Origin of the sequence: Glutamicibacter sp. MNS18, from assembly GCF_026107515.2 — a bacterium.
Taxonomy (GTDB): Bacteria; Actinomycetota; Actinomycetes; order Actinomycetales; family Micrococcaceae; genus Glutamicibacter.
In genome coordinates, this window is sequence record NZ_JAPCHW010000007.1 from 47,443 (window position 1) to 73,515 (window position 26,073).

A 26,073-nucleotide genomic window follows, 5' to 3' on the forward strand; every position below is an offset into this window, starting at 1 on the left:
TTAACGGGTCTTTCGCACTTACTGCCGCAAAGGTCCTAGCCACCAGCCACAGGCTGGCAGTTGGTCAGCACAGGAAGCCCGAGGATCGTCGTGCTTCGGGTAGAAAGTAGATGAGCGTGGATTTTTCGGCTGCAGGGCGTCAGGCCTTTGGTAACAGATATGAAGTGACCAAGCATGACGCGAAACTCGCCCAACAGCTCAAGGACCGTCAGTTGATCATGGCACCCCATGCGCAGTGGCAGCTTCCCGACGAACCCACCTGGACCGAGAATCCGTTCGCTGACGACAACTGGCAGTTCCAATACCACGCACTGCGTTGGCTGGACCCCCTACGTCGGGTAGCGAGGCAGGGGGATACCGAGGCCCGTGAGCTCTGGACACACTACGTCCGCTCATGGCTCCGTACCAACCCCGCGGGCGCCTCGCCGACCAAATGGGCGTGGATCGATATGGGAGACGCGCTGCGCACCTACGAACTGGCTTTCGCCGTGCCGTTGTTCGCGGAACCACCACAATGGCTGGTCGACGCCTTGGAACAACACGCGCGGTACCTTGCCGACGAGGCCAACGTGGGTCGCGGCAACCATGCATTGCACCAGCACCAGGCCCTGTTCACCGTCGCCCGGGTCCTGGAAAACGAGGGGTACCTGCAGACTGCGATCCAACGGATCAGCGACCAGATCCTGGTTTCCTACGACCAGGAAGGGCTGAATGAAGAGGGCAGCATCGCCTACCACCAGATGAACTTCACCTGGTGGAACGAAGCGCTCAAACGCTTCGACGTCGAAGGACTGCCTCGCCCCAACGGGGCCGAACGCCTTGCCCGCGCGCCGCAGACGCTGGCCTACGCCACACAACCCGACGGGTCGTACGTGCGTATCGGCGATACCGACACGGGAACGCCCAACAAGATCGGCGCACCGGAGACCACCTGGGTGACCAGCAACGGCCAGCAAGGCACGGCGCCCAAGGAACTGGTCAAGATCTACGACCAGGGTTACGCATACGGACGCAGCGGTTGGGGAGATGATAAGCGCCAGTTCAGTGACCAGACGTTCTTCTCCTTGTGTTTCGGCCACCAACGGAAAATCCACGGACACGCCGATGGGGGATCACTGACCTTCTACGCATCGCGCCGTCCATGGCTGATCGACACCGGCCGTTACACCTATGGGCGCCATCCGGTCCGGACCTACGTGGTGGGACGAACCGGACACAACCTGTTGCGGGTCAAGGACCGCAACTACGACCGGAACTCCGAGGTCACGCTCTTCAGAAACCACCAGAGTGATCGTTCGGTTGAGCTGATGACCCGTGACACCGGCTACGAGGGAGTGCTGATCACCAGACGAACGATCTACTCCACACATGGTGAGTACCTACTGGTCCTCGATGCCCTGTCCTCGGACCACGAGGTGGAAGTGGAACAACGCTGGCACCTGGATCCGGCAGTGGTTGCCGCATTCACGTCGAAGACCGCATTGTTGACCTCCGACGGGGTGCCCAACCGTATCGAATGGGTGGGAAATGCGGGGCAGCTCAGCCAAGTCAGGGGGCAGGAGAAACCCCTGGAGGGATGGACGGCCACCGGCTGGCGCAAACACCAAGCCACAACCTTGTTGCGGGCTACCCAACGCGGCACGCAGATGTCCTTCCGGACAGTGATTGGCGCCTATCAGAGCGAGGGGCAACCGCCAGTGGCCATGCGGACACTGCCGCGCGGATACCGTCAGTTCACCATCCACGCCAAAACCGGCACCGAGTACCTGTTGGTCGGCAAGCGACTTTCCAGGATATCCGATGTTCCCTTTACGGAGGAAGACCTTCAGTTGATCGAAAAACACCACACGTCATCCACGAAGATGGCTACGAGCCGCGCCTAGCCTTCGCCCGACTTAACAGCCGGTGAACGTTGGGTGAGGGCTCGGTGCCGGAGGATGGAACCGCGGTTCCACGCCATGTCCGGTTGCTAGTCTCGAATACCGGGCTTTCGACACGCAAGAGAAAACAAGGATCCGTTCCGCCAATGACCATTCCCCTGTATCCTCGTGGTTTCGCATATTCACGGACCCCGTTGGAACTTCCTGACATGCCCGGGCATTTCCAGCGCCGGGAGGCTGCCAACGCGGTGTTCTGGTTTTCCCCGGATCTGGACTTCCACATTGCGGAGCGCGCGGATGCCACGGTGGTGCTGTTCGGCCATGCCCACTATGTGACAACCGAGGAGTCCATATCCTCGCTGGCTGACATCGCCCGGAGGATCTCCGCGGCGTGGCGGCAAGCCTCGACATCCGGAGTCGAAGAGATCCTTTACGACCTGGCCGGCAGGTACGGATTGTTCATCCTCGGACGTGCGCAGAGCTACGCCTACCAGGATGCCCACGGAATGCGGTCCATGTACCGGAGCGCGGACGCCCGCCTGGTCACCTCGCATGAGCGGCTCCTTGCGGATCTGACAGGTGCCGTCACCGATCACCATCCGCTTGCCAAACTTCCGCTGGGGATCCGTTGGACCCGCAGCCGCTATGACGGCATCCGCGCAGTGATTCCCAACCACCGGTTGAATCTGGACACCGGAGACATGGAACGCTTTTTCGGGCAGGGGACCAACCAATACCGCAACCTGAGCGTTGGCCAACGGGTCGATATGGTTCATGCGCTGTGGACGGAGCAATTACGGGTCCTTGCCCGGACCAAGAAGATTGCCCTATCCATCACGGGCGGCTTGGACAGCCGGGTCTCGCTGGCCATGGCACGGCCCTGGTGGGATGAGATCCGCACCTTCACCTACACCACCGAACCGGTCAGCGGGAACTCGCGTTCAAAGTCCCTGCACAAGGACCAGGTGATAGTGGAACGCATTTTGGAAGTGGTCAACCTCAACCACTGCCTGATACCCGAATCCGATAAGATCCCGCTGACCGCGCACCAAGAAAGCATCCTGGCGAAGAACTCTGCGGGAACCCATGGACGCTGGTTGCTGAACCTGTACAGGGAACGGGTATCGGGGCCCAACGTGGTGCACCTACGTGGGAACCTGAATGAAACAGCCCGCAACTACTTTCACGAATTTGTCGATAACCAGGACCCGCTTGAGGGGATCTACGCCATCATGCGCGACCAGATCCACCGCAGGGCAACCAGTGCGCGCAAGGACTTGCCGTCGATACTGGACGAAACCCGGCAGCAGTATGAGCTGCTCACCTTAGATGAACTGGGCGAACACTACCTGGCGACGGATTTCTTCTACTGGGAAGTGCGGATGTCACGGTGGTTCTCGGAAGTGTTCAACGAAACCGACTGCGCGTTCGATACGGTCATCCCGTTCAACCACCGGCGGATCATCGATATCGCGTTGTCCTTTTCCGAGGACCAGCGCCGGGAGGGACTCCTGTTCCATGAACTGATCAACAAATCGGCTCCGTTCCTGAACTTCTTCGGGGTCAATGACACCAGGACCCTGTACGACCGGTACCAGCGTCCGGACCTGATCGGCGGGCAGGCTACCAGGGCAAGCCATCGTGAACGGGCGCTGCTGGTCGTCGACACGAACGGTGCCGCGCTGGCCCGGCTTCCCTTCACTGGCACGCTCTACATTCCCAGAGAGCACCTGCTGACGGGCAACGAAGCCCGCATTGTCTTCCCGCTCGAGGAGTACTTCGAGGCAGGGAACAGGGCGGACGTGCGGATCAACATCTCCAATTCCTACAGCAGTGCCAAGGCCGTGGACTACCTGGAACTCATCGCCGAGATGGACGGCCAAACCATTGCCCGCCAGGACTTGGCCTATTGGCCCCGGCCCTTCGGGATCTCGCTGACGGATCTGGCCAAGGACACACAGCTCACCGTGCGATTGCGTGCCCTGCGGGATATCCCCAAGGCTTCCTGGGAGAACGCCAGCAGAACCGGGATCCAGCTCGAGGTACTGGAAACTATGCGACCGGGGACCCGGATACGGACCGACAACCCATATTTGCAGGTAGTGAATCAGTGAACGTTACCGATGACCAACAAAAAGATGAAAACGAAGAAGGCAATGACTGAAACCCAACGCATCGACCTGGATGTCCTGGCCTCAAGGATTTCCGTCCTTCCGACAAAGCTGCACAAGGAAAACCAGGAACTCAAGCGGGAACTGGCTGCGCTGTATGCCCGGGAAGAGAAGCTGCTGAAACTGATCCACACACGCGATTCGCAGCTTGCCCAACTGGGCAAACGGGATTCCGCGCCGAATCCGGGCCTGGATGAGGTCCCCGAACCAGCCCCGGTGGCCTCCACGGACTACGTCGCTGAAACGGAGAACAGCTCCCACGGCACGGGCAACAGCAAGGAACTGGTCAACCTGCGCCGACGCTATCAGGCGCTCAGCCAATCGAAACTCGGTCGTGTGCAACTGTGGTACTGGCGACTGCGAGCAGGAAAGTAGGACCTCATGGACGTCAAGAAACTCAAGAACCGCCTGGCAACCATCGCCGGACGAGTCAGCCAACTGTCGTCACCGGCCGGCTTCCCCCGGGAATTCGACATGGAAACCCACCTCGGCTCCCGGTACTACCTCGACGCGCTGCAGAACAAGCATCCGTTCCTGGAACCTGCCCGGCACCACAAGCAGTACCTGGAACGCCGGGGATACTTCGCCGACCGTCGAACGGATATCGGTGAAGAGTACGCAGCAATCATCAACCAATCGCAGACCGTCAGCCAACGCTGGTATACCCCGTTCAACCTGCGGATAGGGATCATCGCCGATGAGTTCCTGTTCAAGAGCTTCGCGAGCACCGCCCACTTCATTCCACTGACCCCCACGAATTTCCGGCAGCAGGCGGCCGGACTGGACCTGGTCCTGGTCACCTCGACCTGGCGCGGACTGGCCGGTGAATGGGTCGGGGCGGCCCAGGCCAACGGGGTGAGTCGTAAGCTCATCGAACAGGAACTCATTCCATACTTCCGCGACCAGGCAGTGCCCGTAGCCTTCTACTCCAAGGAGGACCCGCCGAACTACCAGGCCTTCCTGGGCTTGGCCAAACTGTGTGATTTCGTCTTCACCAGTGCCACGGAAATGATTGAGAAGTACCGGCAGGATTGCCCCCAGGCGCTGCGCATCGAGGTGCTGCCCTTCAGCATCGACTTCCGCCACCACAACCCCGTCGGTACGCGCCGCCATCGGATCAACGACATCCTCTTTGCCGGGTCATGGCACAACCACAAGTATGAAGAACGCCGCCGTTCGGCCGCCGCCATCTTCGACGGCGTCATCGCCTCCGAACGACGGCTGCGCATCATCGACCGGAACTGGGAACTGGGCAAGGAACGCTACCTGTTCCCGGAACGCTACATGCCCTACGTCGAACCCTCGGTCGACCATGCGCAATTGCTCAGGATCCACCGCACCAGCGATATCGCCATCAACCTGAACTCCGTGGTGGCCAGCTCCACCATGTATGCCAACCGGGTGGTGGAGTTGCAGGCCATGGGATCCACCGTGCTGTCCAACTACAACGCCGGGGTCAACGACCAGTTCCCGAACGTCTACATGCCCGAATCGAGCTTCGATGCCCGGGACATCATCCAGTCGTTGGATGCCGAGCACCTGTACACGAACCAGATGGCCGGGCTGCGCAACGTCTACACCGGTCACGTCAACTTCGACCGGATGCGCACCCTGTTCTCCGTCTGCGGGCTGGCCGATGCGACGCGCCAGGACCATCGCATTGGCATCGTGGGTGACCACGCTGCCACCGCGCGGTTCATCGACTGCCAGCACTATGCAGGTGCCCTGCAACCCTTTGAAACCCCGGCCCAGGCCGAGGCGGCGGGCATGGAACTGCTGTGCACGGTGAACGACGGATTCGACTACGGCCAGCATTACCTGCAGGATCTGGTTAATGCGACCAAGTTCGTTGGCGCCCGACGGATCCAGAAGTCCGCGTCCGGTCCGATGAGCGGCCACCACGACTTCACCGATGCCACCGAACCCGAGTGCGGATCCCTGCAATGGATCACCGGGAATGAGGAGAACCCGGGCATGGACAGCGGACAGGAGGTGTACGCAGTGGATCACCTCGGCCTCCAGCCACGCCACCGCGCCAGCGCGCGGCTGGAAGAAACCTCCCGGTACGCGCTGAGCGTGGTGGTGCCGATCTACAACAACGGGCGCCATCTGGAATTCAAGTGCTTCGAATCGCTGCGCCGCAGTTCCATCTTCGAGAAAATGGAAATCCTGCTCATCGATGATGGCTCCACCGATCAGCACACCGTCGCCACGGTTCGGCGGCTGGCCGAGAGGTACCCCAACGTGCGCACCTTCTTCCACGACAGTGGGGGATCCGGTAGCGCCTCACGGCCACGGAACCTGGGGCTGGTCATGGCGACCAGTGAATGGGTCACCTACCTGGATCCGGACAACGAGGCGTTGAGCGATGGCTACGCCAAACTCCTGGCGTCGGCCAGCCGGAACGGCGCGGATTTCGCGATCGGCAACATGGTCCGTAATTCCCACCGCCGGCAACTGTTCAACTATGTGCGCAAACTGCGCAAGTTCGTGCACCAGGACGAGGTAGGCACGGATACGTATCGGATTTCCCGCGAGCTGCTGCCGAAGATCGACTACACGCCGATGAGCATCCAGGCCTTGGTCGCCAATACGCAGTGGCTGCGTTCGCTGGGCATTGAGCAGCCGTTGGGTGCGGTGGGGCAGGATTCGTATTTCTTCCAGCAGATGCTGTTCTATGCCCGCAAGATCAGCTTGCTGAACGAGCCGATCCACGCCTATTTCGCCGCCGTGTCGAACTCCACGGTCAACACCCTGGGAACCTCGTTCTACCGGAAGTACATTCCGTTGGAGCGCTCGCGGGCCCAATGGCTTGAAGACGTCGGTTTGCTTCAGGACTACAAGGAACGCCGGCTGGAAGGGTTCATCAAGGGCTGGTACCTGGAGAAGCTGCAACGTGTGGCAGCCGAAGAACTGGAATCCTCGAAGGAGGTCATCGCCGAACTCGCGGGATACTACGGACACCGGGACTGGCAGGATGCAAGCCTCCGGGAGTTCTTCAAGGACACCGAGACCGTGCGCTAAGACAACCGCCCAAACGATAAGGAACGAAGGGCCACCGCGACACCGGGAAGCACGGTGTCGCGGTGGCCCTGAAATCACCAAGGCATGAATACACTACACCTGCCGGGGCCGGACCAACCGGCCCGCGGAACGGGCAAGGTCCAGAAGCGGGGGAACCCGGAAGCCGGGCCGCGGCACGGGAACGGCCTGCGGATTCTCTTGCTGACCCACTCGTTCTCACCCGATATCTCCCCGCCGCAACGGCGGTGGCGCGCCTTCACCGAGGCCTTCACCGATGCCGGGCACGATGTCAGCGTGGTCACGCCACGATCCACCGGGAGCCTGGGGACGACACTGCAGCACGGCAACGGCTGGCTGCGGGTGCGCCGGTACCCCTCGCCGGGCCGGGCCAGGACCTCGTTGGCCAAGGCCGGCAAGCACGTGCTGGAGGCGCTGCTCTCGATGCCGCTGGCACTTCGCTCCGGCCCCATGGACGTGGTCATCGCGACGGTTCCCGCCTTGCCCACCCTGGGCACCGGGTACCTGGCCAGCCGCTTGCTGGGTTCCCTCTTTGTCGTGGATCTACGCGATGCCTGGCCCAATCTGCTGCGTGAATCCAACGTGTTGCGTTCCTCCCGGCTGGAACCGTGGCTGACCGAAGTGATTCTGTGGCTGTTGCGACGGGCAGACCTCGTGGTGACGGTCTCCCACGGACTGGAGGAGGTGGCCCGCGCCCAGGGAATCGAACGGGTCCTGACACTGCGTAACGGAGTGGACGTGGGCAACTACCAGGCAACCGAACCATCACCCCCACCGCGGAACGAACCGCTACGGGTGCTCTACCTGGGGAACCTGGGACACAGCCAGGGGTTGGAGATCGCCATCGCCGCCACCGCGGCACTGCCCCGGACCGTGCAATTGCGCATCGTTGGGGCAGGCGCGCAAGCCGTCACACTGCGCGACTACGCACGGGATCAGGGCGTGGAGGTGGATTTCAGGGAACCCGTGCATGGCGCCGAGGTGCTCCGTCTCTACGACTGGGCCGATACCTGCCTGGTGAGCCTGCGCCCCGACTGGCCGAGCTTCGAACATACCATTCCATCCAAGCTCTACGAACTGCTGGCCCTGGACCAACACGTCACCGGGCTGGTTCGCGGTGAGGCCGCCCAGATCATCCAGGACGCCGAAGCGGGCCAGGTCGTGGAGCAAACCACCCAGGCACTGATCGTGCACTTCCAGCGATTGGCCGGTGACCGGGAACTACTTCAACGCAGCGGCAGCGGGCCGCGGTGGGTGCGGGAACACGCGAATCTCAGGGTGCTGGGCAAGCGCTACACCCAGGCGCTGGAAGAGCTGGTCAACAGGCAGGAACATGATGAACCGTAACCCACTGGCCGGCATGGTCCTGAACCTCGCTAACGCTGCGCGTTTGAGCGCTCAGAACCTTGCCGATGACCCGGCCTTCTTCATCCTGCAGATCCTGCGCAAGTTCTGTGCTGGACGCCGTGCCCCCGGCATCATGGAGCTGCTGGCTGGGCCGAAGGGAAGCCACGGACTGCGGGCCATCGCGGCCCTGCTCCAGGAACGCCGGGACGAGGTGGCCAGGATCGCGCAGCAGTGGGAAACGGGTCGCCGCGGCGGTTCGCCGGCATTGATGGCCAATATCCTGTTGGCGGCGGGGCACTGGAACCATGCCGAAAGGATCCTGGATCACGCACCGCCGAGCACTTCGGTGATCCGGGGCCGGGCACGCCTGCTGTGGGCGCTGGGGCATATGGATGAGTCGATCGGGTTACTGGAGTCCGCTCCCGGAACCAGCCGCCGGCAATTGCGGCATTATCGCAGCGAGCGCCTGGTCTTCAACGGATGGACACCCGTCCTGCCGCCGTGTTCGCGCGACTGGGAGCTGGATGGTGAAACCCGGGTCCTGTACCTCGCCACCAACTCCCTGCCATACACCTCCAGCGGTTACACCCAGCGGACGCATTCACTGCTGGGCCACCTGCACGCCACCGGAACCGAGGTCGTGGTGGCGACCAGAGCAGGGTACCCGGTCACCGTGGGGAACCTGCTGGCGCGCTCGCAGGACGTTGTCGGGCACCTCACCTATCGCCGGTTGCTGCCGGCCTGGCAACGATTCGACATGGGAGGGCGCATCCAACAGCAAACCGAGCTTCTGGCACGCCTGGTCCAGGAGCTGCGCCCGACGGTGCTGCACACCACCACGGACTTCAGCAACGCGGTGTCGGTACGCGCCGTGGCCGAGGCGTACAACCTGCCGTGGGTGTACGAGGTCAGGGGCCAATTGGCCGATACGTGGGCCTCCACGCGCCCGGCAGGGTCCCGCACGTCCCAGCGCTACCGGTTGTTCCAGGCGCGCGAGGCGGCCAGCGCCGACGCCGCGGACTGCGTGCTGACCCTCGGTGAATCCATGCGTGCCAACCTCCTGGCCGCCGGAGTGGCACCGGGGAAGACCGAACTGATCCCCAACGCGGTGGGGGAGCAGTACCTCGAGGCACCGGTCCCACGAACCCGGGCCCGTCAGATCCTGGGACTGGATCCCACCCTGGACTATGTGGGCACCATCAGCAGCCTGGTTCCTTACGAGGGGCTGGATCTGCTGGTCCGCATGATGGCCGAACTCGATTCCAGCCATCCCAAGCTGCACCTGCTGATCGTGGGAGATGGAACCGAGAGACGCCCGTTAATGGAGCTGGCCGGACAACTCGGGGTCGCCGACCGCTGCCATTTTCCCGGACGGGTAGACCGTGCGCAGGGACACCTGTACCACGCGGCCCTGGATGTTTTCATGGTGCCCCGGCTCGATCTTCCGGTAACCAGGGAAGTCACTCCGCTCAAGCCGGTCGAGGCCATGGCCAGTGCGGTACCTGTCATGGCCTCGGACTTGCCCGCATTGGCCGAATTGTTTGATCCGGAGACGACCGGGATCCTGGTGCCGGCCGGTGACGTGCAGGCATGGTGCGAAAGACTCGGTGAACTTCTGGGAAACGAGGACAAACGCGCCCGGATCGGTGCCATGGCACGCGAATACGTGCTGGCCCATCGGACCTGGAACCGCAATGCGGAGGCGTTGAACCGGATTTACTCAACCAACTTCTCTCCACGTTAGCCGGATGTTAACGCGCACTTCCTAGCCTGTGGAACGAAGCGCATCCCGCGCTTCCGAGCAACCCAGATTCAACCCGGCGCAGGGGTCGGATCGAAGACAGAACTGAGGAAGTCGTCCGCGTGACTGACATCAAAGAAGTAGCAGTAGTTGGCTTGGGGTACATCGGTCTGCCGACCGCGGCCATTCTCGCATCCCAAGGTTTCCGGGTCCACGGTGTGGACGTCAACCCGCGTACCGTCGAAGCCGTCGCCAAGGGGGAGGTGCCCTTTGTCGAACCGGAACTGGGCGACTACGTTGCACGGGTAGTGTCCAACGGCCTGCTCAGCGCCACACTGACCACTCCGGCAGCGGATGCCTACATCGTGGCTGTCCCGACCCCGTTCAACGAGGACTACACCGCGGATCTGCGCTACATCGAACAAGCGGCGGACGGCATTGCGCCACATCTGCAGGGCACCGAACTGGTGATCCTGGAATCGACCGCCCCTCCGGGAACCACCGAGCACCTGATGACCCGGTTGCAGAACGCCCGTCCCGATCTCGACACCAGTAACCTGCTTGTCGCCCACTGCCCGGAACGCGTCCTTCCCGGCTATGTCATGCAGGAGCTGGTCACCAATGACCGCATAGTCGGCGGAATGACCCCTCAGGCCGCCGAGGCGGCCAAGGCCCTGTACCGGAGTTTCTGCCGGGCCGACATCCTCACCACCGATGCGAAAACCGCCGAAATGGCGAAGCTTGTCGAGAACTCCTACCGCGACGTGAACATCGCCTTCGCCAACGAACTATCGGTGATCTCCGACAAGCTGGAGATCGATGTCTGGGAACTGATCGAACTGGCCAACCGCCATCCACGGGTGAACATCCTGCAGCCCGGCCCCGGGGTCGGTGGGCACTGCATCGCCGTGGATCCGTGGTTCATCGTCTCCGCCGCGCCGGAGGACGCCACGCTGATCCGTCAGGCCAGGCGCACCAACGACGCCAAGCCGGATTGGGTGATCGGGCGGATCACGGACGCCCAAGCGGCCACGGAAGGTGGGCCGGTGGCCCTGCTGGGGCTGGCATTCAAGAAGAACATCGATGATTTGCGCGAGTCACCGGCCATCGGAATCGTGCGCAATCTGGCCGAAAACTGCCCGCAGACCAGCTTCCTGGTGGCCGAACCACATGTGGAACAGCTGCCGGAGGTCCTGGCCGGACTGGATAACGTCCAGCTGGTTCCAACCGGGCAGGCCCTGTCCGAGGCGGACACCATCGCGCTGCTGGTTGACCACGACCAGTTCCTGGACGTGGACCCCGAATCGCTGCGTGGCAAACAGGTTATCGATACCCGCGGCTTGTGGCGTCATCTCCAGGTGAACCCGCTGGAGGTTGTCCATGCGTAAGAAGATCATGCCGATTTACGGAACGCGTCCGGAGGCCATCAAGGTCGCCCCGATCGTCAAGACGCTACAGGACAGCGACCTCTTTGACTGCGTGGTCACGGTCACCGGACAACACCGGGAAATGCTGGACCAGGTCAACACCCTGTTTGACATCACCCCACAGTACGACCTGGACGTGATCGAACCGCGCCAGAGCCTGAACGGCGTGTTGACCAAGACCATCCGGGGACTGGACGAGGTGCTGGAGAAGGAACAGCCAGATGCCGTGATCGTCCAGGGCGACACCACGACCTCCACCGCCGGGGCCATAGCGGCCTTCTACCGCGGGATCCCGGTGGTCCACGCCGAAGCCGGGTTACGCAGCCACAACCTGTATTCCCCCTTCCCCGAGGAAGCGAACCGTAAGCTCACCTCGCAGATCGCCTCCCTCCACCTGGCTCCCACCGGGATCAGCCGGGGCAACCTGCTCAACGAGGGAATCGACCCGCGTGCGGTAGTCGTCACCGGGAACACCGTGATCGATGCCCTGCTCGGCGTCGTGGAAAAGCAGGTGGCCTTCGACGACCCGGTTCTGGAGCAGGTGGTGGCCAGCGGCCAACGCATCGTCCTGATCACCACCCATCGCCGTGAGAACCAAGGGGAACCCATGCGAGGGATCGGCCGTGCCGTCGCACGGCTTGCCGCCGCCGAACCCGGCACCCGGTTCGTCGTGCCCCTGCACCGCAACCCCGTGGTACGTGAGGCACTGATTCCGCAGATCGAAGGACTGGACAATGTCATCCTGACCGAACCGTTGAGCTACGGCGAGTTCACCCGGATGCTGGATGCCGCCGCCGTGGTTCTCACGGACTCCGGCGGCGTCCAGGAGGAAGCGCCCAGCCTGGGCAAGCCGGTCCTGGTGATGCGCGAGAACACCGAGCGTCCCGAAGCCGTGGATGCCGGTACCGTACGGCTGATCGGCACCGACGAGGAACGGATATTCGCCTCGGTTCTGGAGCTGTTGCATGACCCCGCGGCCTATGACCGGATGGCGAACGCGGTCAATCCGTATGGGGATGGTCGCGCGGCAGTACGTACCGCGGCCGCGATCGCGAAGTTGTTGGGGGTCGGTGAAAGGCTGGAGGAATTCGATTCCCAAGACCTGCACACCATGGGAGCCACGAACCCAGTCTTCGTGTAGTCGTTTCGGAAGCTGAGCATGGTCGCTGCAGGAGCACACGGTGTTCTCCTGCAGCGATCCAGTGAACCTCCACAGCATCCTATTGATCTGAGCGAATCGTGCTTCGTGATCCTACGGTAATTCAGGTTCCGCGCAGGTGTACGCTTCTACACACGTGCTGTTGAAACGGGAATCCAGCCGGGCCATGAAGGATCAGATATCTACCGGATGGCGGGCGTCCATTAATACGTAGTCCACTGTTCGGGTGCCGAACCGGACAGACTTCGACTTTCAGAGCACTTCTCAATTGGATAGTTCTGTTGCGCCTGTTAGGAGGCGAGACGGGTTTCCGGTGTGCCGTTTCCGCAGTTGTTTTCGGATGCCTTATAGCCTGCCCATGGCCAGACTTGGTCCAACGTATTGCGGTGGATCGGTTGTAGGGCTGTCTGCTTAAGAACGGCCGTAGTCTCCCATAGAACGTCGTTGGCCCTCGAGTCGCATGGGCAATGCCCGTTCCCACGAGAATGGTGAACTCTGTGTTGGGATCTACCCGTGAACGCTCGGGACGTAGGAACTTCCTCGCAACACGATCGATGGGTAACCTGCCACAACGAAGTCACTGGCTCCGGTGACACCGCTGATACGGCCTTTTGGCTATGAGGCGGCTTGCCAAATCTGATTTCAAGCATCCTGTACTAACTACTACCGCGATCGCTGCCTGTCCGGCTCAGAGTCTCGCCATTTCATTGGCCAAGATCTGGCTGTAGATGCCTTCCATAGCCACATGGATTAGAACCCGACCTCGGAAAGCCGTGGTTTATCAACCATGTTAGCAATTGTCTTTGCGCGGGCTTCAACCTGCCAAAGTGGGTGGGGACCCCCTGGACTTGACGGTTTCACATTGGAGCATTTCACCCATTGCTGCCAGTGCTGCTTGTGGAGGGTCTTGAGTCTTGCGGTGCCCAGGGTCTCCTTGCTCTCCAGATTGACAATCGAAGGCCATCGAAACACCCTTGAGCTGGCTTTGCTGCTTCTGTTCAGCTCCACGTATCCATGATGGCGTGGAAGGCGGGTTCTTCGTATGCCGGTTTTCCACTGCCAGTTCGTTGTTGTTGATGGGCTCCGACTGCCTGCTGGGATTGTCGTCGTGGATCACCAAAGATCCGGATTGCAAGGAACAACGGATCTGGGGCGATGGGATACGGATCGACGCGGTCGTAACCGTCACACGAAATCCTCGAAAGGTTCTGTCTGCGGGTCGGAGCGTGTGAACCCCGATGAGTGAAGAGTGCTTCGGCACGGCACCGATCCCTGCACGTTGTCCAACGGGATCAGCCAGAACCTCGTTTTCACGCATTGATGCTAGTAGTATGTCCCCAAAGACCTAACGGGCCTCTGTGGGGGATGGCCCGGTGTTTATCCAGATCTTTGGGGGGATGGGGTAAATGGGTGTATTTTCGGCATCCGAGAATTGGCTTAATCACTGGGACGGGCATTCCGAAGACTGCTGGCGCGCCGAACACGAGAGCAGTCTGGTTCGCAAGGAAGTCCAGGTCCGGCTCAAGCGACTGGCGCAACAGTCATCGTCCGGCGGGTACGTGGTCCGGGGTGCGTTTGGCACCGGCAAACGTGAGCTGGTGCGTGCCGCCTTCCAGCATCCCGAGGTGACGCTGGAACCAACCTGGGTGTCGGGCAGCTACTACGGAAGCGCCAAACCCTACGGGGCCATCCAGTTCCTGCTCACCGGGCTGGAGGACCATCGGGTGGAATCGCCGCTGGCGGTTTTCGGCTTCCTCAAACAGCAATTCAGCGGTTTTGATGAACGCCCGTTGATCATTGTGGAACATGTCGGGCTCATCGACCCGTTGACCACCGCTGTCCTGTGTCAGCTGGTAAGCAACAACATCATCAAGATGGTTGTCATCGATGACCTGGCCGATGCCCTGTCCGAGGACCTCGCGGCGCTGGTACGCAGCGGCCTGATGGAGGTGTTCCAACTCAACGAACTGACGCTGAACGAAGCGCGCACCCAGATCTCCATGATGTTGGATCTGAATGTTTCCTACCTCACCGCCATCAGGCTCTGGAAATATGCCGCGGGCAGTTCTGAAGCGCTCAGGGCCGTTGTCCTGGATTGCCGTGAAGCGGACATGTTCGAGGTCAAGGGGGAGGCCGCCGCCTTGCGCAGTGACCCGATTCCCGTGGGATCCCATATGGAACAGCACACGGCTGGCCGCTTGGAACGGCTGAGCCTGGGTAAACGTGAACTGCTCGAACGGGTGGCCGTAGCCGGAGCGCTTCCCGAGGAGGAGCCGGGAGGGGCACGGGATGAGGACATCGACTTCCTGTTCGCCCGGGGTCTGCTGCAGCATTCGGCGGGGCACTGGAGAATCGCCAACCCGGCCATCGCCAGCAGCCTGATCGCCATGCAGGGGGGTATGAACGAGTGGCAGGTGAACGGTTCGGACAATGATCGCAGCAGGTCATCCACCGATGCCCCAAAGACCGAGGAGCGCCCGGCCGATCGCCAGCCCGATTCGGGAAGGCCATGGGCCCGGATTCGACGCGATGCCCAAGCCCTGGCTGAGGGGGGAGCCACCAACGACGGTATTGCCATGATTCAACGATTCCTTGATCGGGATGCGCGAATCCCAGGTGCAGCCGGTAGTACCGGCGATCCCGATGAAGGTCATGCCCGGCTGTTGCAGTTGGAACTGTGTTTGGCGGCCAGCCGGTTGGCGGAAGCCGAAAAGATCCTGTCGGCGCTGGATCCCATCGAGCCGTCCGGTTGCTGGTTCCAGCTGGATCTTTGCCAGCAGTACCGTGCGCTGGCTCTGCTTGCCGAGTACCAGTCCCGCACCAACCAGTTCGAACAAGCCGAGGCTTTGCTAGAGGTGCTGTTGGAACCGTTGGGCCAGGAAGCAACGGAATACAGTATTTCCGAATGTATGGGGCCCAGCCTGCGTTCCATGATCAATACGTCGATATCACTAGGGAAGTGGGAACAAGGACGCAAACTGATTCAGCTGGTGCTGGCCGGATCGCTTCCTGATATGCAGCTGATCGCCTACGCCGAAACCGTTCACGCCGTCATGCTTGGATTTGCCGGGAACTATGCCGAGGCGCAGAAGATCATTGCCCCCCTGCAACTGCAGATCCACCGCAGCGGCACCAGAATCCAGCAGATCTTCATTGATTCAGTGGATCTCTATGTCACTGACCGATCCGGACAAGGCTCGATCAACGCGACAACAAACCTGTCAAGTGCCGAGCTGGAGGCCGTCCCGATGCTGGGACTCGAATGCCTCTGGCAGTCACTTCGACTGGTCGCCCGGCACAGTCGGGACAATGGACACGGCACGGCAGTGGAGCTGGAAAAACTGGCGCGCTGGGCCGAGCTCAGGGGTGAAAAACTTACCGCGTCGCACCTGTGGGCCAGCGTCATTAGGCATGGTGGTTTCCATGCGGCCCCACACCTGAGGCAGTTACAGCACGAACAGCACCACGAACTGGCAGTGGCTTTCCGTACGCTTAGCGACGGTGCCCAAATGCGTGACTCGCATACTCTGGCCAGCGCGGTCGGCTCCCTGGCTTCGCTGGGATTTGTCGCCTACGCCACCGACGATGGTTCGGAAATCTTCCAGCTCATGAACTCCGGACAGCGACGTCAGGCGTCTCGCAAGGCCAACAATTTCATGATGTCGCTGCAACCGGAGCTGGTTCACCCCCAGGTGTATGCCAATCTCGGCCGGTTGACCGTGCTCACCGAACGGGAAAGATTCGTGGCTTCAGCGGCAGCCAGCGGACTCTCGAACCTGGAAATTGCCGAACAAGCCAGCGTCTCGGTTCGAACAGTCGAGGGGCACCTCTACCAGGTCTACTCGAAGCTCGGCATCAGCCGGCGCGGGGAATTGAGCGCCCTGACCGGCGCATCCCGACCTGTGGAAGCTGCACGGTAGACGGACATGCCGTTCTGGAATCGAAAAGAATACGAGATGACCGTGGAGTCCCTGCGCGCCGAGGGCAGTGCGGGTGTACTGCTCAGCGGGGAGTTCGGGGTGGGCAAATCGGTGATGGTCAGGAACCTGCTGGCTTCCGCTGACCTGATCATGCCGCCCATCCGTTTGATCTGCAGCGCTGCCCTGACGGAGTCGCCATATGGTGCCTTGGCTCCACTGTTGACCGGTGTTACCGAGCCGGTAAACGACGTGATTGCCATTCGTGAGGCACTGGCCGTCGTGGGGGGACAGCTCGCCGAGTCCGAAACGGCCGGCCAGGTGCTGATCCTGGTGGAAGAGGCCCAATTCATCGATTCGGCCAGCGCCTTTGTGCTAGGGCAATTGGTACGTTCCGGTTCCGTGAAGCTGCTTGTCTTGAGCAATGAGGAACACCACGACCCGCTGTCCCTCGAAGCATTGATGTCGGTGGCCCGGCTGACACGGATCAGGGTTGACACCTTGACCGTGGATGAAGTGGCAGACTATTGCCGCTCCTATCTCGGTGGCCGTCTCAGCAGGGGATCGGCAATGATCATTCACCAGGCGACCGCCGGATTCCACCTGCTGGTCCACGGCTTCCTGGAATTGGCCAAACGCCAAGATGCGCTAGTCCAGACCCACGGATTCTGGGTACTGAAACAGCAGAAACTGCATTGCGATGAGCATGCCAGCGAAGTGGTCAAGGAGCTTTTATACCGGCAAAATCCGGGTCTTCGTTCGGTCATGGAACTGTTGAGCCTATGCGGACCATTGTCTTTGATGCAGCTCAAAACGCTGGATATGCTTGAGCCGCTGCACCACCACCAGACGGCTTTGGTTCGAATCCGGAACGGGAAGGCCTGGATTGCGAGCAGCTTTTACGCGCAGGGTATCCGACAGGGGATGCTTCCTGGTCATAATTTGGCACTTTTCGAACACTTCGTTTCGGTCTTGGGCGAGCAGCTGCCTGCGAACCTTGAACTGGCCCGTTGGGCCGTGGGCCTGGGACAACAGTTGCCCGATGAACTGCTTCAGCAGATTCTTGACACGGGGATTCGAACGCATGAGCACGCCCTCGTCATGGAACTGGTGGAGCAACGGGACGAGTCGGAATCCCAGCGTTGGGGGACATATCGTATCCGGGCGTTGCTGGGACTTGGGCACTTTCACATGGCGGTGGCGGTGCCGCTGCCCGCTTCTCCGGGTACGAAAGCATGCCCGGGGGATCTGTCGACGAACTTGGACTGTGTCGTGCGCTGGAATCAGAAGGGCCTGGGCGGACAGGCCGCCAGCTTCCCGGTAGCCGTACAAGTGGGCAATGACCAGCCGCAGTGGTCCAATGAGGTGGCCGACCCGGTCGAAGGCCCATGGCAGGACTGCAGGATCTTGGCTCTGGTCGAGCGAGCCCGGGAAGCCTACCGCGCGGGTCGGGTGTCGGAGGCACTGGAACTGGCCGATCACCATGTTGACGGGGATTGCGTTGTGGCGCCGGCCTGCCACTATCGATTGTCGCTGTTAGTGGTATTGGTTCATTCACTGCTGGCCAGCGGAAACTACCGGGATGCGCGGGCGGCAGTGGAAAATTTCACACTGCATGATGGCTACGAGATCGTGCGCTGTCACGGAAGTATCCAGTTTTTGCGTGCTCTGGTCATGGCCCATGAGGGGAAAGTCAACGAGGCCCGGCGGCTGCTTGTCGACGCCGCGGCGGAACTGTCATTACATGACCCGGAAGGCCTCACTGCGCCGTGCAGTGCGCTCACCGCAGTGGTCCTCACCCAGCAGCCGGATCAAAGGTCCAATGGCATACCCGCCAAGAGCGAAGCCCAATGGCTACAGCCGAAGGGAACCGGGGCCCGAATGCTGCCCTACGGTGCCCAGCTCTGGTGGCTGGAAGGGCAACTGGAAGCCAGGCTGCTAGGTGAACTGAAGTCCGAGAAACCGTCGTCGGGCACCATAGGGCGCCTGTTGGACCAGGCCAGTCATTTCGGGATACTTCTGCAAGACGCACTGCACTACCACGTGTGGACCTACAGCAATGACGAATTGTTGCGTACCCGTAGCGCGCGGTTCTATGAGGAACTGGTGGTTCCGCCTGGTTGCCGCCTGTTGGAGATCCACCAGAAGGTTGCCCACTGTGTGGCCAGTGGTGAGGTCACACTGATGGAAGAGTACGCCACCGAATTGCATCAAAGCGGGGAAAAGGTCACTGCGTTGGAGCTCTGCGCGCGGATCGTGGAGTACTGGTCTGCGCATAACAATCCGCGAAGCCGCGGATTCGCAATCCGACGGATCCACGAATGGCTCCACGACCTTGGGCAGGAACCATGGGGCATCATGGCACAAGTGCTTGGCGCCAGTGGTTTGACCGCACGGGAAGAGGAAATTGTCGATCTGGTTCGTCAGGGACTGAGCAACCGCGAGATCGCCCGATTACTGACCGTTTCACAGCGAACTGTCGAAGGGCACCTGTATAGGATCTTCGCCAAACTGGGCATCACCCAACGCTCCGAACTGAGTTTTGGCGAATAGTCCCATGGATCCTGATGCGTCTGCCCTGTCGGTCCCTGCTCCGTTTGGGGCACCTACGGTTAGCCTGTCGGATATCGAATAGCCATTTACCATTCGTATCGACTCTCCGCACCTCAAAGCAGCATCTGCCCCCACGGGGGCGACCGGGCACGGAACCGTGCCGGAACCCGGAAGAAAGTCACCAGAAACCGGTGGCCGAGTAATAACTACTTGAGCCTACCCAGGCAAACCGAGTATGGGACGAGGCACAGTGAAACCATACTGAGAAAACTAGGGTGATCGTTTACCCGTGAGCCCAGTGAGCCGGATTTATAGACTTCAAAATGAACCCGCTGAGCAAATTATCGCTTACTCGAGGGTGAATATTGGGGAAAATCTAGGCGTTTGGGGAGCCGAAGATACTCGTGAAAAACACGATCCGCAGTTGCGATTGTGCAAGCGGACGTGTCACGTTATCGGCACCGCCAACGAGGGGGACGGCGTGTCGCAAGCTTTTGAAACATTGGGGAGCCGAAATCTAGTTCGGAATTGGTCAAGCTCCGGGGTCCATGCAAAACCCCAGACCGGTCAGCCTGCGTTGCCCGCAGTGGAGTTTTCCGCATTGAAATGGCGTCAAAAATACACCCGCATCCTGGTCATCTCGGACCTTCTTAGCCTCGTTCTGCTCAGCATCACCGTGCTGGTGGGCGGATTGGCCCTGGAGGCCACCAATGTGGTGTTCGCCGCTGTCTCCGTGGTGGTGTGGGGCAGCTTCCTGGCCTTGGTTCGCACCCGGGCGCAGCAGTACATCGGGGTGGGAGCCAAGGAATACAAAAGAGTGATCGATTCCAGCGCTATGGCCATGGGCACGATGGCACTGGCGGCCTTGGTGCTGGATCTCGGTGGAGTACGTGAACAGATCCTGGTCATCTTCCCGGTCGGCACATTCCTGCTGCTGGCCGGACGCTGGCTCTGGCGCCGCTGGCTCTGGGCCAAGTCCGAGACGGGTTATGCCCTGTCGCAGGTAGTTGTCGTGGGGCAGAGCAAGGACGTGGGTTACGTGGTGCGGCAGCTGGAAAAGAATGCCGGCCCAGCCTACAAGATCTGTGCCCTGGTGCTTGACGACGACTCGGAAACCACCCGCTTCGAGGACTCGGTACCCACCCTATGGGGGATGGACCACCTGGAACACGCCGTACAGATGGTCGGGGCCGACTCGGTCATCGTGGCCGGGGCGCTGCGTGGTGGCACCGATGCCCTCAAGGATCTGAGCTGGCGACTGGAAAAGACCCGGACGAACGTGATCGTGGTGTCCTCGTTGACCAATGTGGCAGGGCCACGGATCAGCATGCGCCCGGTGGACGGCCTTCCCCTGATGCATGTCGAGGTCCCCAGCTTTGCCGGTGGACACCACGTAGTAAAACGTTTCATCGATATTGTCCTGTCGAGTATCGCCCTGCTGTTCCTGGCCCCGCTGTTCCTGGTTATTGCGTTGCTGGTGCGAAAGGATGGGGGACCGGCCGTCTTCAGCCAGGAGCGGGTCGGGCGCGATGGGCGGACTTTCAAGATGTACAAGTTCCGCTCGATGATCGTCAATGCCGAGGCCGAACTGGAAAAACTCAAGGAACTCAACGAAGGCAACGGGCTGCTGTTTAAGATGAAGAACGATCCGCGGATCACGAAGGTCGGCTCGTTCCTACGCAAGTACTCATTGGATGAACTGCCGCAGATCTACAACGTGTTGCGTGGGGATATGTCCCTTGTGGGCCCGCGGCCGCCGCTGCCGAGCGAGGTGGCCTGCTATGAAGGCCACACCGGTCGCAGGTTGTTTATCAAACCGGGACTCACCGGGCTGTGGCAGATCAACGGACGATCGGACCTGGACTGGGAGGAAAGCGTGAGACTGGATCTCTACTACGTGGAGAACTGGTCACTCACCGGAGACATCATGATCATGTGGCGCACTTTCAAGGTGATGGTCCAGCCCTCCGGGGCCTACTGAGGTACATAGTTGATCGGTCAGTGGCACATCGGATATACCTGGTGTGCCGGAAATTTTCAAGGTGAGTGAGACCAGCGTGTCTTTACGCGGCTAGTTTTCTATCTTTTGCTTCCTGTTGCTGTGGTTCGTTAATCCAGGCGGCCTCGGGTAGTTGTAACGCCTTGGGCAGCCGGGTGTGGCTGAACCGTTCCGGATGCGCCTGCCAAGCTGCTTCCAGCGCCTGCAAGCGCGCTTGGTCCACCTCGGTTGTGAGCCCGTAATGCACATCGGCCGGAGTGTGGAACCCGATCCCCGAGTGCCGGTGGCGATGGTTATACTTCTGAACAAATTCGGCCATGAACACCCTGGCGTGCTGTAGCGAGCCAAAGCGTTCGGGGAACACCGGTAAGTACTTCAATGTCTTGAAAACCGATTCCGAGTAGGGGTTATCGTTAGATACCTTGGGTCGTGAATGGGACTTGAGCACGTCCAGGTCCGATAATAACGCGGTCACCGGTTTAGAGGTCATCGCTGGTCCGCGATCGGCGTGGACTACCCTCGGGATCCCGTGGATACCGAAGATGCTCTTCATGAACTGCTCGGCCATCACACCGGATTCGTGGGCATGTACCTCGCAACCGACGATGTAGCGCGAGTAGATATCGAGCATCACATAGGCGTCGTAGTAGGTGCCCTTCGCCGGGCCGGCCAGCTTGGTGATGTCCCAGCTGACCACCTCGCAAGGCCGGCGGGCCACCAGTTCCGGGACCTTCCGGGCAGGATGCCGGGCCTGCCGCCGCCGTTCGGTAACCTGCTGGTTCTGGCGCAGCACCCGGTACATGCTCGACACCGAGCCGATGTACCGTCCCTCGCTGAGCAGGGTCGCGTACACCTGTTGCGGTGCCTGATCCACGAACCGGTCACTGTTCAGCACCTCAAGGATCACCCGGCGCTCGGCCTCACTGAGCTTGTTCACTGGCACTGGCCGCACCGCCAGATGCTTCTGCCCGCTGGTCCCGCGCGCCACCGCCTGCCCGGCGCGGTGCATGCTGGCCCGGCTGATACCGGTCAGCGCGGACGCCTGACGGGCCGGGATCTTCGCGGCCACCAGCTGGCGGTAAGCGGACCTCAACGTTCGTTGCGCTTCGATCCGTCCGACTCCGCGCTCCTGGAGATCTGCTCCAAGAGCGCGTGAGCTTTTCCCATGATGTCCAAAGCGGTCTGGGTGGTTTCCAGCTTCTGCTCACGATCGGCCAGCTCCCGCTTGAGCCGAGCGATTTCTGCTTGTTCCCGGCTCAGCTTCCCGATCTTCTGCCCGGCCTGCTTGCCTTCAAGAACTCCGGCATCGCGCAGTTTGCGCCACTCAGCGATTTGCGAGGAGTACAGCCCGTTCGACCGCAGGAACGCACCACCTTCATTGGACTGGATGGCTTGCTCGTACCCGGTCAGGTACTGAAGTTTCTGAGCCGGGGTGATCATTCGGCGTTTCGGGGCCTCGGGGCGCGGTTCCTGGGTCATGGACCCATTCTCTGCCACCGGACGCAATGCGGTCACCGCTGTCGGTGCTGAGGTGGTGTGGGTACTGGGAGTCACGAAGGTTCTATTCCTGGTTCTCGCCCTGTCACGGAAGTGGGGTTTGCTATGAAGGGCTGGTCTCATCCCATCCTGACAGACTGTGAGTCTGGGAGTAGCTGGTCTGGGATCAGCTGGCAGAGTAGGAACCAGCCGCCTACCCTTGTCTCGTGACTCTTGACAGACTTGGCCCCGCGGGGTGCCGTAGCCCTGACTTGTCCGAGCCTGGGGTGGTCGGCCGGCACCTGCCCGGCCCACCCCGGTAGCCTGATCAGAAGGCTGCCCGCCACCAGCTGGTGGCGTGGCTCATCACAGTAATGCTCCGACGGTGACCTCTACCCGGACCGGTACCGGCCGCACGCGGCCGATTGCCCTGTCGTCCATGAAGAGAAGAGCAAGCGACCATGTCTATCGTCTCGCAAACCCACCCATTTGTCGTCGGTGTCGACACACACGCGAAGAAGCACGTCTACGCCATCCTCACCGCTGCCGGTGAACTGATCGAGACCCGAGACTTCCCGACCTCAGACACGGGGATCAAACGAGCCCTGGCTTGGGTCGGACGGCGTACCGGCGGGGACGCGAGCACCCTGTGGGTGATCGAGGGCGCCGCGTCCTACGGCGCTATCCTCGCAGGCACCGTCGCCGATGCCGGGTACCCGGTCGCCGAGGCCGCCCGGATGGATGCCAAGGCCCGGCACGGGGTCGGCAAATCCGACCCGATGGACGCGTACCGGATCGCCTCCACCGTCCTGCCGACGGACACCAACAGGTTACGCCGCCCCCGGCTCAACGAGGGCGCCCGGGCCGCGCTACGGGTGCTGGTGACCGCACGGGACGCGATGACCACCGAGCGGACCCGGCACGTCAACGCGCTCACCGCCCTGCTCCGGGTGAACCCGCTGGGTATTGACGCCCGCAAACGGATGAGCGGCGCCCAGATCGGCGAGGTGTCGATGTGGCGGACCCGTGACGAGGCTCTGGAGTTGCAGGTCGCCCGGTCTGAAGCCGTCCGGCTCGCCGTGCGGGTGACCGAGCTGGATGATCACCTGAAGGCCAACGCCGAGAAGATCACCGAGCTGGTCAAGCTCAGCGAAGCTAAGGATCTGCTGGACGTGAAGGGCATTGGACCGGTGGTCGCGGCCGTGTGTCTGACTGCATGGTCGCACCAGGGCCGGGTGCGATCAGAGGCCGCCTACGCGTCTCTGGCCGGGGTGAACCCGATTCCCGCGTCCTCAGGGAATACGGTCAGGCATCGGCTGAACCGTGGCGGGGACCGGAAGCTCAATAAGGCGCTACATACCGCAGCACTGGTCCGGATGGCCTATGACGAAGAAACCCGCGTTTACGTGGAGAAACGCACCCAGGAAGGCAAGAGCCTTCGGGAGATCCGCCGATGCATCAAACGCTACCTCGCGAGGAAGATCTACCGGATCCTCAATGCCGCTATTCCGGAGGTGTTACCGGCTTGACAAATATAGAAGGGTCAGGGTGCCGCTGTCCCGTTAAGCCCTGTCGGCCTGGGCCAATCGGCCTGCGGGGCCTAGGCCAGGAGAATCCGGGGGTCGGCTGTGCACAGTGCGGGTGCCTCGTGGAGCGAGGCAGTACCGTCGTGGGGACAGGTTTTTACCCTCTCTTGAGCCTGCAATGACCTCATCTCATCATGGTGCGGGTCACAGGCGACGAATCACTTGGACGAGCAAGTGGGAACAAGTAGTAACTACGCGTGTGGCCTCGACCCATGGTTTGTAGTTTTGACATAGACGGAGGTATGGACCTTCTTCCTTGCACGGTCGCGGTGTGCACACCAAGAGAAGTCCGGACGGTGCAGGCGGGAAGTTCGCTTGTTATTGGCGTTCCCCAGACGCTATTCATATCCGCCGTCTCTTTGGACGGGACCGGCGACGAGAGTCCTCGCCCAGCGGGGACTCATCCCCCCAGCCGTTGTCGGTCCCCCTCCATCCGCCTGCGGGATTCCGGTCTGGCAAGTTCAGAACCCACCGACCGGTTTCCCTCCGGGCGTACCGGGGCCCGGGCCACATGGCCCGGGCCCCGGTACGCCTGGAGAAGCCTATTGACCTCTCAAGCGGTAGTACAGACGCAAAGGCAAACTCAAGGTGCTAGCCAGGAACCGATCGATGCCTTTCATCTGTTCCTTCCACGCCACATCAAGCTTCAATCGGATCTCACCGACCTTGAACCGCATCGGATTGCCAGCCACAGTGTGATGGGCATCCAGATGGATCTGCCGGCCCGTGAAAGAAGGCAACCGATCCACAGCTGTTTCCAGCCCGGCAAACCGGTGAATGCGCAGCAAGGTCTGCCGCGGATCGGTCATGAAGTGCTCATAATGGACGGTCAGCACGGGGACCTTGAGCAGGGACAGGGCATGGAAGAGCAGGCTGTAGGTGGTCCAGTTGAACATGGACGCTGGAATTGAATAGCGCGGCATTTCCTCGTCGCGGCTTCCGGTTTCCGGACGCTTGACCACCTTGGCCCAGGAAAAGGCCACACCTCGCGGGTCCCGCACCACCAAGACACACCGAAGATCAATATCCAGCGCTCGCAGAAGGTACGCATAGGCCGGATGCTTGCTCGAATCCACCAGGACGCGGCCTGCAACCGACTGATCGGCGGCTTCGTACAGCTTCTGCAGGTTGTCCAGCAACCGTTGGCGCGGGATGCGGCGGGAGCCCCATCCCCGCTGTGCGATCAGTTCCGGCAGGAACCGGTTGCGCACCACCCCCAGCCGGTCTGAAACCGCCTGATCCATGTCAAGGACGGACCATCCGCCGAAGGCTTGCTGGCCGATCTGCTGCCATACGGGACATTGCCCGAACGGCTCGCCGCAGCCGCAAAGTTCGTTATCACGCAGTCCGCGCTCCCACAGATGGAGCAGTTCCCCCAAACCTGCAAAATCCTCACATTGGGCCAAACACCGTTCCAGTAGGGTCGAGCCACTGCGGCCAAAGCCGCCGAGCATCAGGACCCGTGGACGTCGTTGACCGGATGATGGCGGCGCTACCCCGGACAGGGTGCGCAGCTGCTTGGCTTCCCTTCGCATTACAGCCGGGCGTTTGTGCCGGTCATTGATTTCCCCCAAGGGATCCATATGCCCTCCCCAAAGAGCGTGTGGTGCGACGATTCCCCAACCGGCGCGGTGTTATGTCAAAGACTTGCCCTCGAGTCTGCCACCGCGTCACCGGATTTGGTAGGGCGAAACGAACATTTTCACCGCTTTGACAAAATCAGGGGCTACCCCCTGCCTTCTCCCGATGACTTGTGTCACAATAACTGGAATGGG

General features: G+C 61.3%; 15 protein-coding genes. 12 read left to right on the forward strand and 3 right to left on the reverse strand.

What is annotated here, in order from left to right:
• The first annotated feature begins 164 nt into the window (after positions 1-164).
• From OK351_RS11555 to wecB, 8 genes are all read left to right on the forward strand, one after another.
• On the forward strand, positions 165-1,883 hold the full coding sequence (locus OK351_RS11555; protein ID WP_265159034.1) for a heparinase II/III domain-containing protein: 1,719 nt from the start codon (positions 165-167) through the stop codon (positions 1,881-1,883).
• A 143-nt stretch (positions 1,884-2,026) separates the two neighbouring features.
• Positions 2,027-3,994: a hypothetical protein gene (locus OK351_RS11560; protein ID WP_265159036.1), complete on the forward strand. Its 1,968-nt coding sequence runs from the start codon at positions 2,027-2,029 to the stop codon at positions 3,992-3,994.
• A 42-nt stretch (positions 3,995-4,036) separates the two neighbouring features.
• Positions 4,037-4,426 (forward strand): hypothetical protein, encoded by a 390-nt coding sequence (locus tag OK351_RS11565; RefSeq protein ID WP_265159038.1) that lies wholly within the window; start codon positions 4,037-4,039, stop codon positions 4,424-4,426.
• Positions 4,427-4,432: 6 nt separating this feature from the next.
• A complete protein-coding gene (locus OK351_RS11570; RefSeq protein WP_265159040.1) occupies positions 4,433-7,075 on the forward strand; it encodes a glycosyltransferase in 2,643 nt (880 codons plus the stop codon).
• 84 nt (positions 7,076-7,159) lie between these two features.
• Complete coding sequence (locus OK351_RS11575; RefSeq protein WP_265159042.1) at positions 7,160-8,440, forward strand: glycosyltransferase family 4 protein; 1,281 nt, start codon at positions 7,160-7,162, stop codon at positions 8,438-8,440.
• Positions 8,427-10,184, forward strand: a complete 1,758-nt coding sequence (locus OK351_RS11580; protein ID WP_265159044.1) for a glycosyltransferase family 4 protein — start codon at positions 8,427-8,429, stop codon at positions 10,182-10,184. Before OK351_RS11575 ends, OK351_RS11580 begins: the two co-directional genes overlap by 14 nt.
• 119 nt (positions 10,185-10,303) lie before the next feature.
• Positions 10,304-11,569, forward strand: a complete 1,266-nt coding sequence (wecC, locus tag OK351_RS11585) for a UDP-N-acetyl-D-mannosamine dehydrogenase (RefSeq protein ID WP_265159046.1) — start codon at positions 10,304-10,306, stop codon at positions 11,567-11,569.
• The gene (gene wecB / locus OK351_RS11590) at positions 11,562-12,749 is read left to right on the forward strand and encodes a non-hydrolyzing UDP-N-acetylglucosamine 2-epimerase (protein ID WP_265159048.1); all 1,188 of its coding nucleotides are present in this window, start codon (positions 11,562-11,564) and stop codon (positions 12,747-12,749) included. The genes wecC and wecB overlap by 8 nt, the downstream gene beginning before the upstream one ends.
• 832 nt (positions 12,750-13,581) lie before the next feature.
• Here the strand turns inward: wecB and OK351_RS11595 are convergent.
• On the reverse strand, positions 13,582-14,085 hold the full coding sequence (locus OK351_RS11595; protein WP_265159050.1) for a hypothetical protein: 504 nt from the start codon (positions 14,083-14,085) through the stop codon (positions 13,582-13,584).
• 88 nt (positions 14,086-14,173) lie between these two features.
• Here OK351_RS11595 and OK351_RS11600 point away from each other — a divergent pair, with 88 nt between their 5' ends.
• The 3 genes from OK351_RS11600 (at position 14,174) to OK351_RS11610 (ending at position 21,218) form a co-directional block, all read left to right on the forward strand.
• A complete protein-coding gene (locus OK351_RS11600) occupies positions 14,174-16,687 on the forward strand; it encodes a helix-turn-helix transcriptional regulator (protein WP_265159055.1) in 2,514 nt (837 codons plus the stop codon).
• 36 nt (positions 16,688-16,723) lie between these two features.
• Entirely contained in the window at positions 16,724-19,237 is a 2,514-nt protein-coding gene (locus tag OK351_RS11605; protein ID WP_265159057.1) for a response regulator transcription factor, read from the forward strand.
• A 601-nt stretch (positions 19,238-19,838) separates the two neighbouring features.
• Positions 19,839-21,218: a sugar transferase gene (locus OK351_RS11610; protein WP_265159058.1), complete on the forward strand. Its 1,380-nt coding sequence runs from the start codon at positions 19,839-19,841 to the stop codon at positions 21,216-21,218.
• Positions 21,219-21,300: 82 nt separating this feature from the next.
• On the opposite strand, the gene OK351_RS11615 is transcribed toward OK351_RS11610, so the two are convergent.
• A protein-coding gene (locus OK351_RS11615) for an IS3 family transposase (protein ID WP_265159320.1) occupies positions 21,301-22,715 on the reverse strand; the annotation gives its coding sequence in 2 pieces (ribosomal slippage) (positions 21,301-22,394 and positions 22,394-22,715; 1,416 coding nt in all).
• Positions 22,716-23,173: 458 nt separating this feature from the next.
• On the opposite strand from OK351_RS11615, the gene OK351_RS11620 reads away from it, so the two are divergent.
• Positions 23,174-24,241 carry an IS110 family RNA-guided transposase gene (locus OK351_RS11620; RefSeq protein ID WP_265159060.1) on the forward strand — a complete coding sequence of 356 codons (1,068 nt, stop codon included), beginning with the start codon at positions 23,174-23,176 and terminating at the stop codon, positions 24,239-24,241.
• A 599-nt stretch (positions 24,242-24,840) separates the two neighbouring features.
• On the opposite strand, the gene OK351_RS11625 is transcribed toward OK351_RS11620, so the two are convergent.
• A complete protein-coding gene (locus OK351_RS11625) occupies positions 24,841-25,881 on the reverse strand; it encodes a sulfotransferase (protein WP_265159062.1) in 1,041 nt (346 codons plus the stop codon).
• Positions 25,882-26,073: the final 192 nt, after the last annotated feature.

Excerpts from the sequence above, each read along its gene's own strand:
- OK351_RS11595 (WP_265159050.1), bottom strand. The coding sequence starts at position 14,085 with ATGCGTGAAAACGAGGTTCTGGCTGATCCCGTTGGACAACGTGCAGGG.
- wecB (WP_265159048.1), top strand. The coding sequence starts at position 11,562 with ATGCGTAAGAAGATCATGCCGATTTACGGAACGCGTCCGGAGGCCATC.
- OK351_RS11605 (WP_265159057.1), top strand. The coding sequence starts at position 16,724 with ATGACCGTGGAGTCCCTGCGCGCCGAGGGCAGTGCGGGTGTACTGCTC.
- OK351_RS11600 (WP_265159055.1), top strand. The coding sequence starts at position 14,174 with ATGGGTGTATTTTCGGCATCCGAGAATTGGCTTAATCACTGGGACGGG.
- OK351_RS11580 (WP_265159044.1), top strand. The coding sequence starts at position 8,427 with ATGATGAACCGTAACCCACTGGCCGGCATGGTCCTGAACCTCGCTAAC.
- OK351_RS11570 (WP_265159040.1), top strand. The coding sequence starts at position 4,433 with ATGGACGTCAAGAAACTCAAGAACCGCCTGGCAACCATCGCCGGACGA.
- OK351_RS11620 (WP_265159060.1), top strand. The coding sequence starts at position 23,174 with ATGTCTATCGTCTCGCAAACCCACCCATTTGTCGTCGGTGTCGACACA.
- OK351_RS11565 (WP_265159038.1), top strand. The coding sequence starts at position 4,037 with ATGACTGAAACCCAACGCATCGACCTGGATGTCCTGGCCTCAAGGATT.
- OK351_RS11575 (WP_265159042.1), top strand. The coding sequence starts at position 7,160 with ATGAATACACTACACCTGCCGGGGCCGGACCAACCGGCCCGCGGAACG.
- OK351_RS11560 (WP_265159036.1), top strand. The coding sequence starts at position 2,027 with ATGACCATTCCCCTGTATCCTCGTGGTTTCGCATATTCACGGACCCCG.
- OK351_RS11625 (WP_265159062.1), bottom strand. The coding sequence starts at position 25,881 with ATGGATCCCTTGGGGGAAATCAATGACCGGCACAAACGCCCGGCTGTA.